13 protein-coding genes and 1 riboswitch are annotated in these 15,279 nt (G+C 64.7%); of the genes, 8 read left to right on the top strand and 5 right to left on the bottom strand.

Annotated features, from left to right (window positions below; all coding sequences use genetic code 11):
• The first annotated feature begins 112 nt into the window (after positions 1–112).
• Both dnaB and ACTIFF_RS07790 read left to right on the top strand, forming a co-directional pair.
• Complete coding sequence (dnaB, locus tag ACTIFF_RS07795) at positions 113–1,528, top strand: replicative DNA helicase (RefSeq protein ID WP_439536320.1); 1,416 nt, start codon at positions 113–115, stop codon at positions 1,526–1,528.
• A gap of 7 nt (positions 1,529–1,535) precedes the next feature.
• A complete protein-coding gene (locus tag ACTIFF_RS07790) occupies positions 1,536–2,645 on the top strand; it encodes a DUF748 domain-containing protein (protein ID WP_439536319.1) in 1,110 nt (369 codons plus the stop codon).
• A 26-nt stretch (positions 2,646–2,671) separates the two neighbouring features.
• Here ACTIFF_RS07790 and ACTIFF_RS07785 read toward each other — a convergent pair whose 3' ends face one another.
• The 4 genes from ACTIFF_RS07785 to ACTIFF_RS07770 are packed head-to-tail and all read right to left on the bottom strand — an operon-like array spanning position 2,672 to position 5,521.
• Positions 2,672–3,127 carry a MarR family winged helix-turn-helix transcriptional regulator gene (locus tag ACTIFF_RS07785; protein ID WP_069037354.1) on the bottom strand — a complete coding sequence of 152 codons (456 nt, stop codon included), beginning with the start codon at positions 3,125–3,127 and terminating at the stop codon, positions 2,672–2,674.
• Between the two features lie 34 nt (positions 3,128–3,161).
• Positions 3,162–4,616, bottom strand: coding sequence for a PhoH family protein (locus ACTIFF_RS07780; RefSeq protein WP_439536318.1), 1,455 nt, complete (start codon positions 4,614–4,616; stop codon positions 3,162–3,164).
• A 31-nt stretch (positions 4,617–4,647) separates the two neighbouring features.
• On the bottom strand, positions 4,648–5,100 hold the full coding sequence (locus ACTIFF_RS07775) for a peroxiredoxin (RefSeq protein WP_439536317.1): 453 nt from the start codon (positions 5,098–5,100) through the stop codon (positions 4,648–4,650).
• A gap of 31 nt (positions 5,101–5,131) precedes the next feature.
• Positions 5,132–5,521: an Mth938-like domain-containing protein gene (locus tag ACTIFF_RS07770; RefSeq protein ID WP_439536316.1), complete on the bottom strand. Its 390-nt coding sequence runs from the start codon at positions 5,519–5,521 to the stop codon at positions 5,132–5,134.
• 159 nt (positions 5,522–5,680) lie between these two features.
• On the opposite strand from ACTIFF_RS07770, the gene ACTIFF_RS07765 reads away from it, so the two are divergent.
• Genes ACTIFF_RS07765 through ACTIFF_RS07755 form a run of 3 tightly spaced genes read left to right on the top strand, consistent with a single transcriptional unit; the run spans position 5,681 to position 8,737 of the window.
• A complete protein-coding gene (locus tag ACTIFF_RS07765; RefSeq protein WP_439536315.1) occupies positions 5,681–6,952 on the top strand; it encodes a pyridoxal phosphate-dependent aminotransferase in 1,272 nt (423 codons plus the stop codon).
• A complete protein-coding gene (locus tag ACTIFF_RS07760) occupies positions 6,942–7,427 on the top strand; it encodes a GNAT family N-acetyltransferase (RefSeq protein WP_439536314.1) in 486 nt (161 codons plus the stop codon). The genes ACTIFF_RS07765 and ACTIFF_RS07760 overlap by 11 nt, the downstream gene beginning before the upstream one ends.
• Positions 7,424–8,737 carry a homoserine dehydrogenase gene (locus ACTIFF_RS07755; RefSeq protein ID WP_439536313.1) on the top strand — a complete coding sequence of 438 codons (1,314 nt, stop codon included), beginning with the start codon at positions 7,424–7,426 and terminating at the stop codon, positions 8,735–8,737. The genes ACTIFF_RS07760 and ACTIFF_RS07755 overlap by 4 nt, the downstream gene beginning before the upstream one ends.
• Positions 8,738–8,754: 17 nt before the next feature.
• Here ACTIFF_RS07755 and ACTIFF_RS07750 read toward each other — a convergent pair whose 3' ends face one another.
• Positions 8,755–9,969 carry an HPP family protein gene (locus ACTIFF_RS07750; RefSeq protein WP_439536312.1) on the bottom strand — a complete coding sequence of 405 codons (1,215 nt, stop codon included), beginning with the start codon at positions 9,967–9,969 and terminating at the stop codon, positions 8,755–8,757.
• Between the two features lie 191 nt (positions 9,970–10,160).
• Between ACTIFF_RS07750 and thrC the strand changes: the two genes are divergently transcribed.
• The 3 genes from thrC (at position 10,161) to ACTIFF_RS07735 (ending at position 15,273) form a co-directional block, all read left to right on the top strand.
• Positions 10,161–11,594 (top strand): threonine synthase, encoded by a 1,434-nt coding sequence (gene thrC / locus ACTIFF_RS07745; protein WP_439536377.1) that lies wholly within the window; start codon positions 10,161–10,163, stop codon positions 11,592–11,594.
• A 117-nt stretch (positions 11,595–11,711) separates the two neighbouring features.
• Positions 11,712–12,569, top strand: a complete 858-nt coding sequence (locus ACTIFF_RS07740) for an HDOD domain-containing protein (protein ID WP_439536311.1) — start codon at positions 11,712–11,714, stop codon at positions 12,567–12,569.
• 151 nt (positions 12,570–12,720) lie between these two features.
• Positions 12,721–12,810, top strand: a riboswitch (cyclic di-GMP riboswitch).
• Positions 12,811–12,897: 87 nt separating this feature from the next.
• Positions 12,898–15,273 (top strand): DUF1631 family protein, encoded by a 2,376-nt coding sequence (locus ACTIFF_RS07735; RefSeq protein ID WP_439536310.1) that lies wholly within the window; start codon positions 12,898–12,900, stop codon positions 15,271–15,273.
• Positions 15,274–15,279 lie beyond the last annotated feature (6 nt).

Genomic DNA, 15,279 nt, shown 5'->3' with positions numbered 1-15,279 from the left:
CACCCACATGGCTGCCCACAGCTTATCCACAGCTTGTGCCGTTGTGCCGCACGCCCGGCCGGACTAGATTGCCGGATTGACGGCACCGCTTCCAGGAAACGAAAACACCACAATGAGCATCGTGCGCAACGCAGGAAACCCCGACGCGCAGGCAGCGCAGGCTTCGCAGGACAGGCAGATCGCTGCGCTGAAGCTGCCGCCGCATTCGATCGAGGCCGAGCAATCGCTGATCGGCGGGCTGTTGCTCGACAACAGTACCTGGGACCGTGTCGGCGACCAGGTCGGCGAATCCGATTTCTACCGCGATGACCATCGTCGCATCTTCCGCCACATCGCCAAGCTGATCGAACAGGGCAAGCCGGCCGACGTCGTCACGGTGTACGAGTCGATCGAAAAGTCCGACGAGGGGCTACAGACCGGAGGATTGGCGTATCTCGGCGAGATCGCCAACAACACGCCGTCGGCGGCGAACATCCGCCGTTACGCGGAAATCGTCCGCGAGCGTGCCATCCTGCGCAAACTGGTCAGCGTGGGCGACGAAATCGCAGCGAGTGCGCTGTCTCCGCGCGGACGCGATGCCAAAACCTTGCTCGACGAAGCGGAATCGAAGATTTTCGAGATTGCAGAAGCCGGTGCCAGCAGCGGCTCCGGCTTCGTCGCCATCCAGCCCTTGCTGGTCCAGGTGGTGAACCGTATCCAGGAACTGTACGACCGCGACGATCCGTCCGACGTCACCGGTGTGCCGACCGGCTACATCGACCTCGATGCGAAGACAGCCGGCCTGCAGCCCGGCGACATGATCATCGTCGCCGGACGTCCGGCCATGGGCAAGACCTCGTTCGCACTGAATATCGCCGAGCACATCGCTGTGGACATCGGACTGCCGGTGGCCATCTTCTCGCTCGAAATGCCCGGCACCCAGCTGGCCATGCGTTTCGTGTCATCGGTCGCCAAGATCGATCAGAGCCGTCTGCGCACCGGACGGCTGACCGACGATGACTGGGGCCGGCTGACGATGGCACTGGGCAAGTTGCATGAAGCGCCCATCCACATCGACGAGACGGGCGGCATCAATCCGACCGACCTGCGCGCCCGTGCGCGGCGGCTGTACCGGCAATGCGGCAAGCTCGGCCTGATCGTGGTCGATTACCTGCAACTGATGTCAGGCACGCGCGATGGCGAAAACCGGACAGCGGAAATTTCCGAAATCTCCCGTTCCATCAAGTCGCTGGCCAAGGAACTGCATGTGCCCATCATCGCGCTGTCGCAGTTGAACCGCGCACTGGAACAGCGGCCCAACAAGCGCCCGGTAATGAGCGACCTGCGCGAATCCGGCGCCATCGAACAGGACGCGGACATCATCATGTTCATCTACCGGGACGAGGTCTACAACCCGGACACGCAGGACAAGGGGCTGGCAGAAATCATCATCGGCAAGCACCGCAACGGCCCGACCGGTACGGTCACGCTCGGCTTCCAGGGCGAACACACCCGCTTCGTCAACGCGGCGCGGCCGGGTTCCTACTGACACGAACATGCGTTCCGGGCTGCGCCGCGCCGTTCTGCTCCTGGTCCTGACCGGCGTGGCGGTGCTCGGCGCCTTCCTGCTTGCGCCGCTGCTGCTTCGCAATCAGATCGAGACGGCCCTCGGGCCGCGCGGCGAGGTTGCGAAGATCGATGTCGGATTCGGGGCGGTCGTGCTGCACGACGTGCGCATTCGCGCCGTGCGCGACGGCAAGCAGGGATGGCCGGCCGATGACGAGCTGCGTGCGCGACGCGTCGAAGTGCGTCCGCAGCTGCGCGACCTGCTGTCGGCACGCGTGCGCATCGAACGCATCACGGTCGATGGCGCCTATCTGTCGATGTTGCGCACGCGTGACGGCGCACTGCGGGTGCTGCCGGCGCTGCTTGAGCAATCGCCCGTCACGGACGGCACCCGGAACAGCGCGTCCCGAACGCCTGTGCCGGTTCACGTGTCGCGGATCGAACTGCGCGATGCGTCGCTCGACTTCCACGATGCCAGCGTGCGCCGCACACCGCATCGACTGACATTGCAGGCGCTGAACGCCGAGATCGGGCCGCTCGATCTTCCTGCGCTGGATACCGCCAGCACGCTCAGGTTGGAGGGCATCGTCAAAGGTGTGCGGCAGGACGGTCGCCTGACGCTGCAGGGCGAAGTGGTGCCCTCGACGCGCGATGCACGGCTGGCGCTGTCGCTACGCGATGTCGATCTCGTGGCCTTCCAGCCCTATCTGATCAAGGCGGCGGAAACCGGCGTCAAGCGCGGCACGATGGATCTCGATATCCGGCCGGTCGTCGTCGCCCAGCGCCTGAAGGCCCCCGGCACGCTGACGCTGAAAGAACTGGAGCTTGCCTCCGGCGGCTCGTTCATGGGCTTGCCGCGGTCGGCCGTGGTCGGGCTGATGAAGGACCGGGAGGGGCGCATCAGCGTCGATTTCACGCTGGAAGGCCGCATCGATGATCCATCGTTCTCGCTGAACGAAGGATTCTCCACCCGCGTCACCGGCGCCGTCGCCGAATCGGTCGGCGTCAGTCTTGGCGGCCTGGTGCGCGGGGTAGGCAGCGCCGGAAGTACGGTCGTGAAAGGCGTCGGCGACGCGGTGGGCAAACTGTTCGGCGACTGAGTGACTGGCTGCGAGCGAAGGCGTGTTCAGCCGGCGCCGTGGGCGGCCTGATCATGCTGCTTAAGGTGCGCGCTCAGCATGTGCAGTTCAGTGCGCATCCGCGCAAAGACGTCCGGCGGCAGACCGGACTGTTCGGCCACCCCTGCGTGCACGGGCCGCGCCTGTTCTCGCAGTGCGCGTCCGGCATCGGTCAGCCGGATTTCCAGCGCCCGCTCGTCGATCCGGCTGCGCGCCCGCGTGATGTAGCCGGCGCCTTCAAGCCGCTTGAGCAGTGGCGTCAGCGTGGGCGAATCGAGATCGAGACGTTCGGCAAGTGCCTTCAGCGTCAGCGCGTCTTCCTGCCACAGAACCAGCATCACCAGATACTGCGGGTAGGTCAGGCCGAGGGCCTTGAGCCCTGGCGAGTAACAACGGGTGATGGCATGCGTCGCTGCATAGAGGGCGAAACACAACTGCTGGTCAAGAAGCATAGGGTCAATCATGGTTGCGGCTCCTTCATCACTTCACACATGGCACTCATAACACTTCGGCTGCATGATCTGCAAGGCGCGAGCGCTCACCCCGCTGCAAGGTCACGTGACCACTGTGCGGCCAGCCCTTGAAACGGTCAACGACATAGGTCAAACCCGAGCTGCCTTCGGTCAGATAAGGCGTATCGATCTGCGCAATATTGCCCAGGCAGATCACCTTGGTGCCGGGGCCGGCGCGGGTGATCAGCGTTTTCATCTGCTTGGGCGTCAGGTTCTGCGCCTCGTCGATGATCAGGAACTTGTTCAGGAAGGTGCGCCCGCGCATGAAATTGAGCGACTTGACCTTGATCCTGCTGCGGATCAGGTCGAGCGTGGCGGCGCGGCCCCACTCCCCGGAGGCATTCGGGTCGTCGGTCTTGTTCAGCACGTCGAGGTTGTCTTCGAGCGCGCCCATCCACGGCGTCATCTTTTCTTCTTCGGTACCCGGCAGGAAACCGATGTCTTCGCCGACCGGCACGGTCACGCGCGTCATGATGATTTCGCTGTAGAGCTTGCTCTCCAGCACCTGGGTCAGTCCGGCAGCCAGCGTCAGCAGCGTTTTTCCGGTCCCGGCCTGGCCGAGCAGGGTGACGAAATCGATGTCCGGATTCATCAGCAGGTTCAGCGCGAAGTTCTGTTCGCGGTTGCGCGCCAGAATGCCCCAGACCGAATTCTTGTGGTGCCCGTAATCGACCAGCGTTTCCAGCACCGCGGTCTTGCCGCTGCGTTCCCGCACTGCGGCATGGAAGGGCTTGTCCTGCTTCGCCCCCGCTTCCCGGTAAACAAATTCGTTGATCAGCAGGTCGGGGCACAGCGGGCCCTTGACCCGATACAACGTGCGGCCGTTCTCCTTCCACGATTCGAGGTTGCCGCCATGCTCGTCCCAGAACTTCTCCGGCAGCTCGCGCGTGCCGGTGTAGAGCATGTCGGTGTCTTCGAGCACCTTGTCGTTGAAGTAATCCTGCGCATGCAGCCCGAGCGCGCGGGCCTTGATGCGCATGTTGATGTCCTTCGACACCAGGATGACCTGACGCGCCGGATAGCGCTGCGACAGATGCATCACGACCGCGATGATCTGGTTGTCCGCCTTGGCGGTGGGCAGTCCGGCCGGCAGCACACCGTCGATCGCCTCCGTCTGCAGCAGCAGGTGGCCGCTCGCCAGGTCGCTCGACGCCGCCGCCAGCGGAATGCCAAGGGCGATGCGGTCTTCCGCACCGCTGACGATCTCGTCCAGCAGCCGGCTGGCCTGGCGCGCGTTTCGCGCGACCTCGGTCATGCCCTTCTTGTTGTTGTCCAGTTCTTCCAGCGTCATGATCGGCACGAAGATGTCGTGCTCCTCGAAGCGGAACAGGCTGGTCGGGTCGTGCATCAGCACGTTGGTGTCGAGGATGAAGAGCTTGGTGGCCGGGGCGGACTTGCGGGTGCGCGATGCGGGTGCTGCGGCGGGGCGTCGGGTGGCCATTGGATCTTTTCTGTGTCGGTTGCGCCGGGTTTCAGAGTGTCTTGACGAAGTCGAGCACCTCGTCCGCGTGGCCCGGCACTTTCACGCCGCGCCACTCGCGCAGGATAAGGTTGCCGGTGCCGATCACGAAAGTGCTCCGCTCCACGCCGCGCACCTGCTTTCCATACATGTTCTTCATCTTCATGACGTCGAACAACGCGCACGCGGTTTCATCGGGGTCGGATATCAGTTCGAACGGGAGCTCGAGCTTGGCCTTGAAATTCTGGTGCGACTTGATGCTGTCGCGCGAAATGCCGATCACGCCGCAGCCGGCGGCAACGAACTGCGGATAAAGATCGCGAAAGGCTGCGCTTTCGGTGGTGCAGCCCGGTGTACTGTCCTTCGGGTAGAAGTAGATGACCAGCGGCTTGGCGGCAGCGGACAGGTTGAAGTCCTGTCCCGAGGTGGAAGCGAGGGTGAAATCGTCGATCGGGGTGGTGCTCATCTGAGCCGTCTCTCCTTGTGTGGTTTCGGGGTCACGCTGGCGGCACTCCCTCCGGCAGGATGAGTGCTGCGGCCACGGCACGGCCTTCCGCGACGAGTATGTTGTAGGTGCGCGCAGCGGCCAGCGTGTCCATGACTTCAACGCCGATGCCCGCGTCGATCAACGGACGCAGCAGGGAAGGGTGCGGGAACTGCTGTGTCGGGCCGGTGCCGAGCAGAAGAATCTGTGCATCGAGCGTGGTCAGTTGCGCGAAGTCGGCGGCATCGAGCTGGTCGATACTGCCGGCGCCCCAGTCCTCGCGCAGCAGTCCGGGGCCGAGCACCACGGTGCGCGTCAGCTGGCGCTCTCCGATCTGCAGATAGCCATCACCGAATCCGGTGACAAGGTAGGTGGTCGGGCGCGGGTTCTGGTGCAGCTTCACGGTGGTTCGGTCGGAGAGGATCCAGGTGGTCTTCGGGTGCCGCTGGCAACCGGCTTTTGCCCTGCCTTGCGGGCTCGCATACAATCATATCTTTTTTCGCCGGCGGACAATGAAGTCCGCGCGACGGCGGTCATCCCGGTGACTGCCGCAATCTGCCCCATGCCCAGTCATCCAATCATCGCCTCTCCAGATCGCCCCATCGTGCATCCTCCGGTTTCGAAGTCTTCAAAGCTCGCCAACGTCTGTTACGACATCCGCGGCCCCGTACTCGCCCGGGCCCGCCAGATGGAGGAAGAAGGGCAACGCGTCATCAAGCTCAACATCGGCAACCTCGCGCCCTTCGGGTTCGAAGCGCCCGAGGAAATCGTGCAGGACGTGATCCGCAACCTGCCCGACGCATCCGGCTACACCGATTCCCGCGGCCTGTTCGCGCCGCGCAAGGCCATCATGCAGTACAGCCAGGAAAAACGGATTCCGGGCGTGGGTGTGGACGACATCTTCATCGGCAACGGCGCGTCCGAGCTCATCGTGATGGCCATGCAGGGCCTGCTCAACAGCGGCGACGAAGTGCTCGTGCCGGCGCCCGACTACCCGCTGTGGACCGCGGCGGTGACGCTGGCCGGTGGTACGGCGCGTCACTACATCTGCGACGAAGGCGCCGACTGGATGCCCGATCTGGCCGACATCCGCGCCAAGATCACGGCCAACACGCGCGCCATCGTCATCATCAATCCGAACAATCCGACCGGCGCGCTGTACTCCGACGCGCTGCTTCAGGATCTGGTGGACATCGCGCGCCAGAACAACCTGATCGTGTTTGCCGACGAAATCTACGACAAGACACTGTACGACGGCGCCACCCACACGTCGATCGCCTCGCTGGCCGACGACCTGCTGTTCGTCACCTTCAACGGCCTGTCGAAGAACTACCGCGCCTGCGGCTACCGCGCCGGCTGGATGGTCGTGTCGGGCGACAAACGCCATGCGCGCGACTACATCGACGGGCTGAACATGCTGGCGTCGATGCGACTGTGCTCCAACGTGCCCGGCCAGTTCGCGATCCAGACCGCACTCGGCGGCTATCAGACGATCAACGATCTGGTTGCGCCTGGCGGACGACTGGCGCGACAGCGCGACACCGCGTGGGAGCTGCTGACGCAGATCCCGGGCGTCAGCTGCGTCAAGCCGCGCGCCTCGCTCTACCTGTTTCCGCGGCTTGACCCGAAGCTCTACCCGATCGAGGACGATCAGCGCTTCATTCTCGAACTGCTGGAAGAGCAGCGCGTGCTGCTGGTACAGGGCACCGGCTTCAACTGGCCGCGGCCGGATCACTTCCGCGTCGTCTTCCTGCCGCACGAGGACGACCTGCGCGAAGCCATCGGACGCATCGCCCGCTTCCTCGACGGCTTCCGAAAGCGTCATGGCCGCTGAGGTCACCGTCGTGCGGGTGGCCGGCAAGCGGGCCGTGCTGGAACCTTCGTGGCTGGCACGCGCCGAATCGGTACATCGAGCACTCCGGCCCGATCTGCCGGCGGATTACGCCGGCACCTTGCAGGGCATTTTCGACGACGGCGGCGAAATGGCGGTGGCCGTCCGCGACGACCAGGTTGTCGGCGTGGCGGTCTTCCGCTGCCACCGCAACACGTCGAGCGGTGTGCACTTCTATATGGATGACCTGGTCACCGCACCGGCGGCCCGCTCGCAGGGGGTCGGCAAGACCCTTCTCGACTGGCTGGCAAACGAGGCGACAGAACGCGGGGCCACGCGACTCAGGCTTGATTCCGGTACCCAGCGCGTCGACGCGCACCGCTTCTACCATCGCGAAGGCATGCACATCGCCTGTTTCCTATTTTCGCGGGATCTGGACACCATCCCGCAACGACATTCCACACGAGGCAAGGCATGAAACCCATCAATGTAGGTCTGCTCGGCATCGGCACCGTCGGCGGCGGAACCTGGACGGTCCTTACCCGCAACCAGGAAGAAATCACCCGCCGCGCTGGCCGGCCGATCCAGATCACGGCGGTCGCAGACCGCGATATTGCCCGCGCACAGCAGATGACCGGCGGCAAGGTGAAGGTGACCGGCGATGCCTTCGAAGTCGTGCGCGACCCCGACATCGACATCGTGGTCGAACTGATCGGCGGCTACACCATCGCGAAGGAACTGGTGCTCGAAGCGATCGCACACGGCAAGCATGTGGTGACCGCCAACAAGGCGCTGCTGGCCACGCACGGGCAGGAAATCTTCGCCGCGGCACAGGCCAAGGGTGTCATGGTGGCGTTCGAGGCGGCAGTGGCCGGCGGCATCCCCATCATCAAGGCGGTGCGCGAAGGGCTCACCGCCAACCGCATCGAGTGGGTGGCCGGCATCATCAACGGGACCACCAACTACATCCTGTCGGAAATGCGCGACAAGGGTCTGACCTTCGCCGACGCGCTGACCGATGCGCAACGGCTGGGCTATGCCGAAACCGATCCGACCTTCGACATCGAGGGCGTCGATGCCGCGCACAAGATCACCTTGCTGTCGTCGATCGCGTTCGGCATCCCGGTTCAGTTCGACCGCGCGCACATCGAAGGCATCACGAAACTGACCGCCGACGACATCCGCTACGCCGAAGAACTGGGCTATCGCATCAAGTTGCTGGGCATCACCAAGCGCAAGGCCGACGGTTTCGAACTGCGCGTGCACCCGACGCTGATCCCGTCGAAGCGCCTGATCGCCAATGTCGAGGGCGTGATGAATGCGGTGCTGGTGAAAGGCGACGCGGTCGGCGCCACGCTGTATTACGGCCGCGGTGCCGGCGCCGAGCCGACGGCCAGCTCGGTCATCGCCGACCTGGTTGACGTGACCCGCCTGCACACGGCCGACCCGGAACATCGTGTGCCGCATCTGGCGTTCCGCGCCGACCAGCTGTCCGACACCCCCATCCTGCCGATCAGCGAAGTCGAAAGCGCCTACTACCTGCGCCTGCGCGTGCAGGACAGGCCGGGGGTGCTGGCCGACATCACGCGCATCCTGGCCGACCAGGAAATCAGCATCGACGCCATGCTGCAGAAAGAGCCGTCGGAAGGCGAACAGCAGGCGAACATCATCATGCTGACCCACGTGACGCGCGAGAAAAAGGTCGACGCTGCCATCGCGCGCATCGAAGCACTCGACAGCACGGTGGGCAGCGTGACGCGTCTGCGTCTTGAAGAGCTGAACGGCTGAACCGGCGGGGCCGGCGTTCAGCCGGCCTGCGCCGGTGCTGCATCGGGTTCGACGGCAGACGCTTCGCTTCTTGCGTCGATCAGCGCCATCCGGTGATACAGCGCCGCGACCAGATCGGTGCGGTCCAGCAGCCCGACCAGGCGGTCGGCACCGTTGATCACCGGCACCGCAGTCTGGCGGCCGGCGGCAATCGCCTCGGCAGCCGCGGCCACGCTGTCGTGCTGGCGCAACACCAGCACGCCATCGCGCACGTCGCGCATCATCTGTCCGGCCACCTCCGCCTTGTCGGAATGCATCTGCGGTGAAGGCGCGAGCAGGTGACGTACCGCATCGCCCATCGTGCGATTCGCATCGGGCGACACCTCGCGCAGGAAATCTTCCAGCGACAGCAGACCGATCACGCGCCGGCTGCGATCGACCACCGGCAGGGTGTCGACGCGCAGCGTACGCATCAACCGCCAGGCGTCGGCGAGCGGTGTGGCGAATTCAAGCGCCGGCGCGGCCCTGTCCGAACGCTCGATCAGGTCGCTGCAGCGCATTTGATGGACGCGCATGAAGGCGTGTCTGAGCGTGCGTTCGTACAGGTCGACGAGGTCGTCGTCACGCACGTCGAGAAAACCGTCGATTTCGCCCAGTGCAGCCTCGAGATCGCGGTGTGCGATGACCGGCGGCGCCCGGTGCATCCGCTGCTGCGCGGCGGGTGGCGTACCCTGCGGATAGTGACGGCCGGGAATCAGGTTATTCACCACCATGACCGCCACCATGATCGCAATCGTGTTCGCGGCGGTCGCCATCAGCGCCGGCTCGATCGCAGCGCCCTGGGCGGCGGCCATCGCCATCGTCAGCGCCATCGCGCCGGCCGGCGGATGAATGCAGCGCGCCCATGCGGTCAGCCAGATCGATGCGGCCAGTGCCACCGCCATCACCCACGGCCCGCTCGGCAGCCAGTAACCGCAGGCGTAACCGAGCGGCGCGGATATCAGCAGACCGCCGATGACCGACCATGGCTGCGCCAGCGGGCTGTGCGGCAACGCGAACAGGATGACCGACGTCGCGCCCAGCGGTGCCAGGATGCGCTTCTCGTCCGCGCCGAGCGGCAGCACATGGAGCACGCCTTCGAACAGCAGCAGGCCGACAAGACCGGCCAGCGTGCTGCGCCACCGTTCGGCGGGCGACAGCGGCGGGGCGTCGGATACCAGATGTCGGCGCAGCAGTTCGGACAGGCCGATCATGGCAAGCTTCCAGTCGAAACGCTGCAGTGTAGCCGTGCGCCCCAACTTGGTGCATTCATGTCGCCATAACCCGCGAGGCATCGGAGCAGGCGGGGTGGGCATGCTGTGCTAGATTAACGCCCCTTGTATTGACGCTGTCGAGCGCGCTGTGCCCGACAGCCCTCCCGACCACGACTCCGATGCACGACGCGATGTATTACGTATCCACCCGCGGCCTCGCGCCGCAGAAGCGCTTCACCGACATCCTGCTGGGCGGCCTGATGGAGGATGGCGGTCTCGCCATGCCTGTCCACTACCCGACGTTCACACCGGTCGAGCTCGGGTCCATGCGCGGCATGGATTACCGCCAGCTGGCCTTTGCGGTGCTGTCGCGTTTCGCAGACGACCTGCCGGCCGACGACCTGCGCACGCTGATCGAACGCACCTATCGGCCCGAGGTTTACTGCAACACCGTATCGGGTTCCGACGCCCGCGACATCACGCCGCTGTACACGCTGGAGCCGGACCTGCACCTGCTCGAACTGTCGAACGGCCCGACGCTGGCATTCAAGGACGTGGCGATGCAGCTGCTCGGCAACCTGTTCGAGTATGCGCTGGCGAAAAACGGGGCAGAGCTGAACATTTTCGGTGCCACGTCGGGCGATACCGGTTCGAGCGCCGAATACGCTATGCGCGGCAAGCGAGGCATCCGCGTGTTCATGCTGAGCCCGCACGGCAAGATGAGTCTCTTCCAGAGCGCCCAGATGTTCAGTCTCCAGGACCCGAACATCTTCAATATCGCGGTGCGCGGTGTGTTCGACGACTGCCAGGACATGGTGAAGGCGGTATCGAACGACCTCGATTTCAAGGCAAAGTACCGCATCGGCACCGTCAATTCGATCAACTGGGCGCGCGTGTCGGCACAGGTTGTCTACTATTTCAAGGCGTACTTCGCCGCGACGCAGCGCGATGACCAGCAGGTGAGCTTCACCGTGCCGTCCGGCAACTTCGGCAATGTGTGCGCCGGTCACATCGCCCGCATGATGGGCCTGCCGATCCGGCATCTGGTGGTGGCCACGAACGAAAACGACGTCCTCGACGAGTTTTTCCGCACCGGCGTCTATCGGCCGCGCGGCAATGCGGAAACGCTGCACACCACGAGCCCGTCGATGGATATTTCCAAGGCGAGCAACTTCGAGCGCTTCATCTTCGACCTCACCGGTCGCGACACCGGGCAGGTGAGGGCGATGTGGGGCGAAGTCGATCGCGGCCGCCCGTTCGATCTGTCGGGCACCGGACTGTTCGGCAAGGTCGCGTCCGAGTACGGCTTCCAGTCCGGTTCGAGCAACCATGGCCATCGTGTCGCCACCATGCGGCTGGCGCATCAGCGCTGGGGGCGCGCCATCGACACGCACACCGCCGACGGCCTGAAGGTGGCGCTTGAGCGGCGCGAAGCGGGTGTGCCCATGGTGGTGCTCGAAACAGCACTGCCGGCCAAGTTCTCGGAAACCGTGGTCGAAGCACTGGGCTGCGAGCCGGTCCGACCGCACGGGATGGAGCACCTCGAATCGCTGCCGCAGCGTTACGAAGTGATGGGTACGGACGTGGCTGCCATTAAGGCCTTCATTGCCCGCAACACTGGATAATCTGCAGGCAGGCGGCAGCGGCGCGGGCTGAATCGGGGATCAAGTCGGACCCGCACGCTGCCGTATACACAGACATCGAACCACATGCGCACCGCGGTGCGTCACGGAGAATATGTCATGGGTGAGCCGGTGAATTCATCGCTTGAGGCACTGCAGCGGCTTTCAGCCGAACTTGAATCGGGCGACATCGTCTTCCCGACCAGCATCGATGTGTCGCTGCGCATCCGGCAGGCGCTTGAAAACCCCGACATCAACGTCAATGAAGTCTGCCGGCTGGTTGGCGCCGAACCGGTGCTCAGCGCGAAAGCCCTGCGCCTCGCCAATTCGGTCGCCTACAACCGCAGCGGCAACGAAATAACCGATGTCCGCACCGCGGTGACACGCGTCGGTACCGAGCCGATCCGCATGCTCACGATGTCGCTCATCGTCCGCCAGATGGTCGATGCGCGCGCCGACGAACGTCTGCGCGTACTGACGCACGACCTGTGGCGGCACACCATCCACGTTTCGGCGCTGAGTTACGTGATCGCGCGTCGCCTTTCGCGGCTCAACGCCGATACGGCCATGTTCGCCGGTCTGGTCCATGAGATCGGCCAGTTCTATCTGCTGGCCCGCGCATCGGCCTTTCCTGCGCTGCTGCAGCGCGAAGCCGAACTGGGTGGGCTGATGTTCAGTTTCAGCCAGAGTGTCGGCCGCGCGGTGCTCGAATCGCTCAAGGTACCGGAGCAGGTCATCGCAGCCGTCGATGCACCGTCGTTCGAAGGTGCCGTCGTGCCGCCCCGTTCGCTGGGTGATGTGCTGTTCCTTGCCGAGAGCATGGCGGCCTTTCCGAACCCGTTCACCACCCTGTCGCCGGAAGAGGATGTTCTGCTTGCCGATGCGGCGACCTCTGAGATCGACAACGAAACGCTGGAGGCGGTGGTTGCGGAATCCAAGGAAGAGATCGACTCCATCATCGCCACATTGCAGATATGAGTGCCCGGGGCCTGTTGGCATTTGATCCGTGCGCGCCAGCCCAAGGGCAACCTGCAGGACGCGCAGCCAGCGCTTGATGTACGAATCAAATGCGAACAGGCCCTCAAGTCTTTCGCAGCGCAGTCGTTAAGTGATGTGACGACATATTGAAGCTGAACCAGGGCAAACCCACCGAAAGGTGGCGACGCAAAGTTTCCGGTCTACCGGGTGCCCAGCGCCCCACGACAGCGGGGCCGCCGCGAAGCTGCACTCCGCCTCGCGTCCGGTCCTGACTTTGCGCCCCGTTTCAGCCTTTACCGACCGCCGTGCGCGGCCGCAAAGGTGAATCATGAGCGCTGTACCCCTGCCGAAACAGACTGCCGTACCGCCCGAACGAGGGCGGGTGATCAGCGACTGCCGCGATTTCACGATCCGGCGCCTGCGTGATTCGCTGCGCGGCATGCTGGAAAAGATCGAAGAAGATCTGGTCGCCCGGGCCGAGGCGGAACTCGACCGTGACCAGCGCAACCTCTACATGTTCACCTGCGGCAAGGCCCGCCAGCAGTGGGCCGGCATCGAACAGACCTTCATCGATCACCTGACCCGCTATTTCGACGCGCGCGTACGCGGCGAGCCGGTCGAATCGTCGCGCTCAGCGGTACCGACCTCCCTTGACGAACTCAGCCTGGTGGGCGAAGACGACCTGACGCAGGATCTGGCTGTCCATGAACTCACCCGCAAGCTGAAGGAACACTGCGACGAGGAACTGTTCGGCGTCGAACAGCGTCTGGGTTCGCTGCTCGGCAAGTCGGACCCGACCGATCAGGACAATCCGCTCGGCACCGAAGGCGTCGCCAAGGCGCTGCGAGCGGCGTGCGAAGAAGTCGATGCCAGCGTACAGATGCGCCTGGTGCTCCTGCAGTCGCTCGAATCGCAGATTTCACGCGAACTTTCAAAGCTGTACCAGGACCTGAACGTACGGTTGCAGCGGCAGAATGTGCTGCCGGGCCTGCGTCGTGGTTTCCGCCGCCATGTCGGCGCACGCGCCGGCGTGGCGGGCGTATCGCCCGTGCAGGGCACCGGCGCACCCGGCGATCCGGCGGGAATGGCCAGCGGTGGTTTTGCGCCGTCTTCAAGCGGGCAGGGTGGCTTTCCTTCGACAGGTGGCGCCCAGGACGCAGCCTTCACCGCATCGATGCCCGGTTTCGGCATGTCGTCGGTGAATGGCGGCTTCGGCGAGCCGGCAGCGTTCGGTGGCGCCGCCGAGGCGGACGGCGACATCTACGCCATGCTGTCGCAACTGGTCCAGGGTCAGATGGCAGCACAGGGCATTGCGCTGCCGCCGATCGGCGCGGCCGGAGCGAATCCGGCCGGGCTGGCGTCGCCCTTCGTGTTCGAGGCGCTCAGCGCGCTGCAGTCCGACGCCGATCTTTCGGTGCCGGCGGCCGCGTCCTACAACCTCGGCATACCGCCCAATCTGCTGCGCAACTTCCGCACCTCGGAGCTGGGCCGCCATCTCGGGCAGTTCGATGCGATCACGGTCGACATCGTCGCCATGCTGTTCGACCTCATCTTCGACGACGCCGATATCGCCGATCCGATCAAGGCGCTGGTCGGCCGGCTGCAGATTCCGCTGGTCAAGGTGGCCATGCTGGATCGCAGCTTTTTCTCCAGCAAGGCACATCCGGCGCGTCGATTGCTCGACCTGATTTCCAATTCGATGATGCGCTGGGGGCGCGACGTCGGTCACGAAGACCCGCTGTACATCAAGCTGGCTGAAATCGTCGATCGCATCCTGCGCGACTTCGACCGCGATCTGAGCCTGTTCGAGGCCTGCAGCGACGACCTGCGCGCCTTCGTCATCGAACTCGAGGCGGACGAGACGCAGCGCGCGGAAGCCGCGGCGCTGATCGCCAGCGCGCGCGAGCAGGAACGGCTGCGCCGCGAGGATGCGCGGCGCGCCGCCGACGACGAGATCGATGACCGGTTGCGCAAGCCGCTGCCCGGTGTCGTGCAAAGTCTGCTCGATGGCGTATGGCGCCGCCTGCTGCGCAAGCACGTCGATGCCGGTCCGGATGCGGCGGTCGATTACCAGCAGGCGCTCGCCACCATCGACGAACTGATCTGGAGCGTGCAGGCCAAGGCCGATGCGGATGAACGCCGCGCGCTCGTGGTCGCGCTGCCCGGTTTGCTGCGCCGCCTCAACCAGGGCTTCGATCTGGCAGGCGCCCATCCGGCCGACAAGCTGATGCTGCTCAACGGCCTGTTCGACCTGCATGCGCAGTGGATCAAGCCCGGCGCGGCAGCCGCACCGCCGGCGGTCGAACAGTGGGTGCCGGAGGCGTACTCCGCGAATGACGATGTGCCGGCGCCTGAAGTCGTCAGCGAACACGTCGAGCAGGACGGGCTTGAGCTGAATGACATTTCATTGAATCTGCCGGCGCCACTCGACATCCAGGAGCAGGACCGCGTATTCGAACTCAAGCGCGGCGACTGGATCGAGTTCCGGCAGGTTGACGGCAGTTTCGTGCGCATGCGCCTGAACTGGGTCAGCCCGCAACGCGGCATCTACCTCTTCACCAATCCCGGTTCGACGCGGGCCACCTCGATCGCACCCGACGCGCTGGCGCTGCAACTGGCCAACGGCGAAGCACGCGTGGTCAACAATGAGCCGATGTTCGACCGGGCGGTCAGCCAGGCACTCGGCCAGCAGCGCGCGCGTTAAGGGCGG

Origin of the sequence: Methyloversatilis sp., from assembly GCF_051861465.1 — a bacterium.
Lineage (GTDB): Bacteria > Pseudomonadota > Gammaproteobacteria > Burkholderiales > Rhodocyclaceae > Methyloversatilis.
This window is presented reverse-complemented; position numbering and strand designations above follow the sequence as displayed.

Excerpts from the sequence above, each read along its gene's own strand:
- dnaB (WP_439536320.1), top strand. The coding sequence starts at position 113 with ATGAGCATCGTGCGCAACGCAGGAAACCCCGACGCGCAGGCAGCGCAG.
- ACTIFF_RS07790 (WP_439536319.1), top strand. The coding sequence starts at position 1,536 with ATGCGTTCCGGGCTGCGCCGCGCCGTTCTGCTCCTGGTCCTGACCGGC.
- ACTIFF_RS07785 (WP_069037354.1), bottom strand. The coding sequence starts at position 3,127 with ATGATTGACCCTATGCTTCTTGACCAGCAGTTGTGTTTCGCCCTCTAT.
- ACTIFF_RS07780 (WP_439536318.1), bottom strand. The coding sequence starts at position 4,616 with ATGGCCACCCGACGCCCCGCCGCAGCACCCGCATCGCGCACCCGCAAG.
- ACTIFF_RS07775 (WP_439536317.1), bottom strand. The coding sequence starts at position 5,100 with ATGAGCACCACCCCGATCGACGATTTCACCCTCGCTTCCACCTCGGGA.
- ACTIFF_RS07765 (WP_439536315.1), top strand. The coding sequence starts at position 5,681 with ATGCCCAGTCATCCAATCATCGCCTCTCCAGATCGCCCCATCGTGCAT.
- ACTIFF_RS07760 (WP_439536314.1), top strand. The coding sequence starts at position 6,942 with ATGGCCGCTGAGGTCACCGTCGTGCGGGTGGCCGGCAAGCGGGCCGTG.
- ACTIFF_RS07755 (WP_439536313.1), top strand. The coding sequence starts at position 7,424 with ATGAAACCCATCAATGTAGGTCTGCTCGGCATCGGCACCGTCGGCGGC.
- ACTIFF_RS07750 (WP_439536312.1), bottom strand. The coding sequence starts at position 9,969 with ATGATCGGCCTGTCCGAACTGCTGCGCCGACATCTGGTATCCGACGCC.
- thrC (WP_439536377.1), top strand. The coding sequence starts at position 10,161 with ATGTATTACGTATCCACCCGCGGCCTCGCGCCGCAGAAGCGCTTCACC.
- ACTIFF_RS07740 (WP_439536311.1), top strand. The coding sequence starts at position 11,712 with ATGGGTGAGCCGGTGAATTCATCGCTTGAGGCACTGCAGCGGCTTTCA.
- ACTIFF_RS07735 (WP_439536310.1), top strand. The coding sequence starts at position 12,898 with ATGAGCGCTGTACCCCTGCCGAAACAGACTGCCGTACCGCCCGAACGA.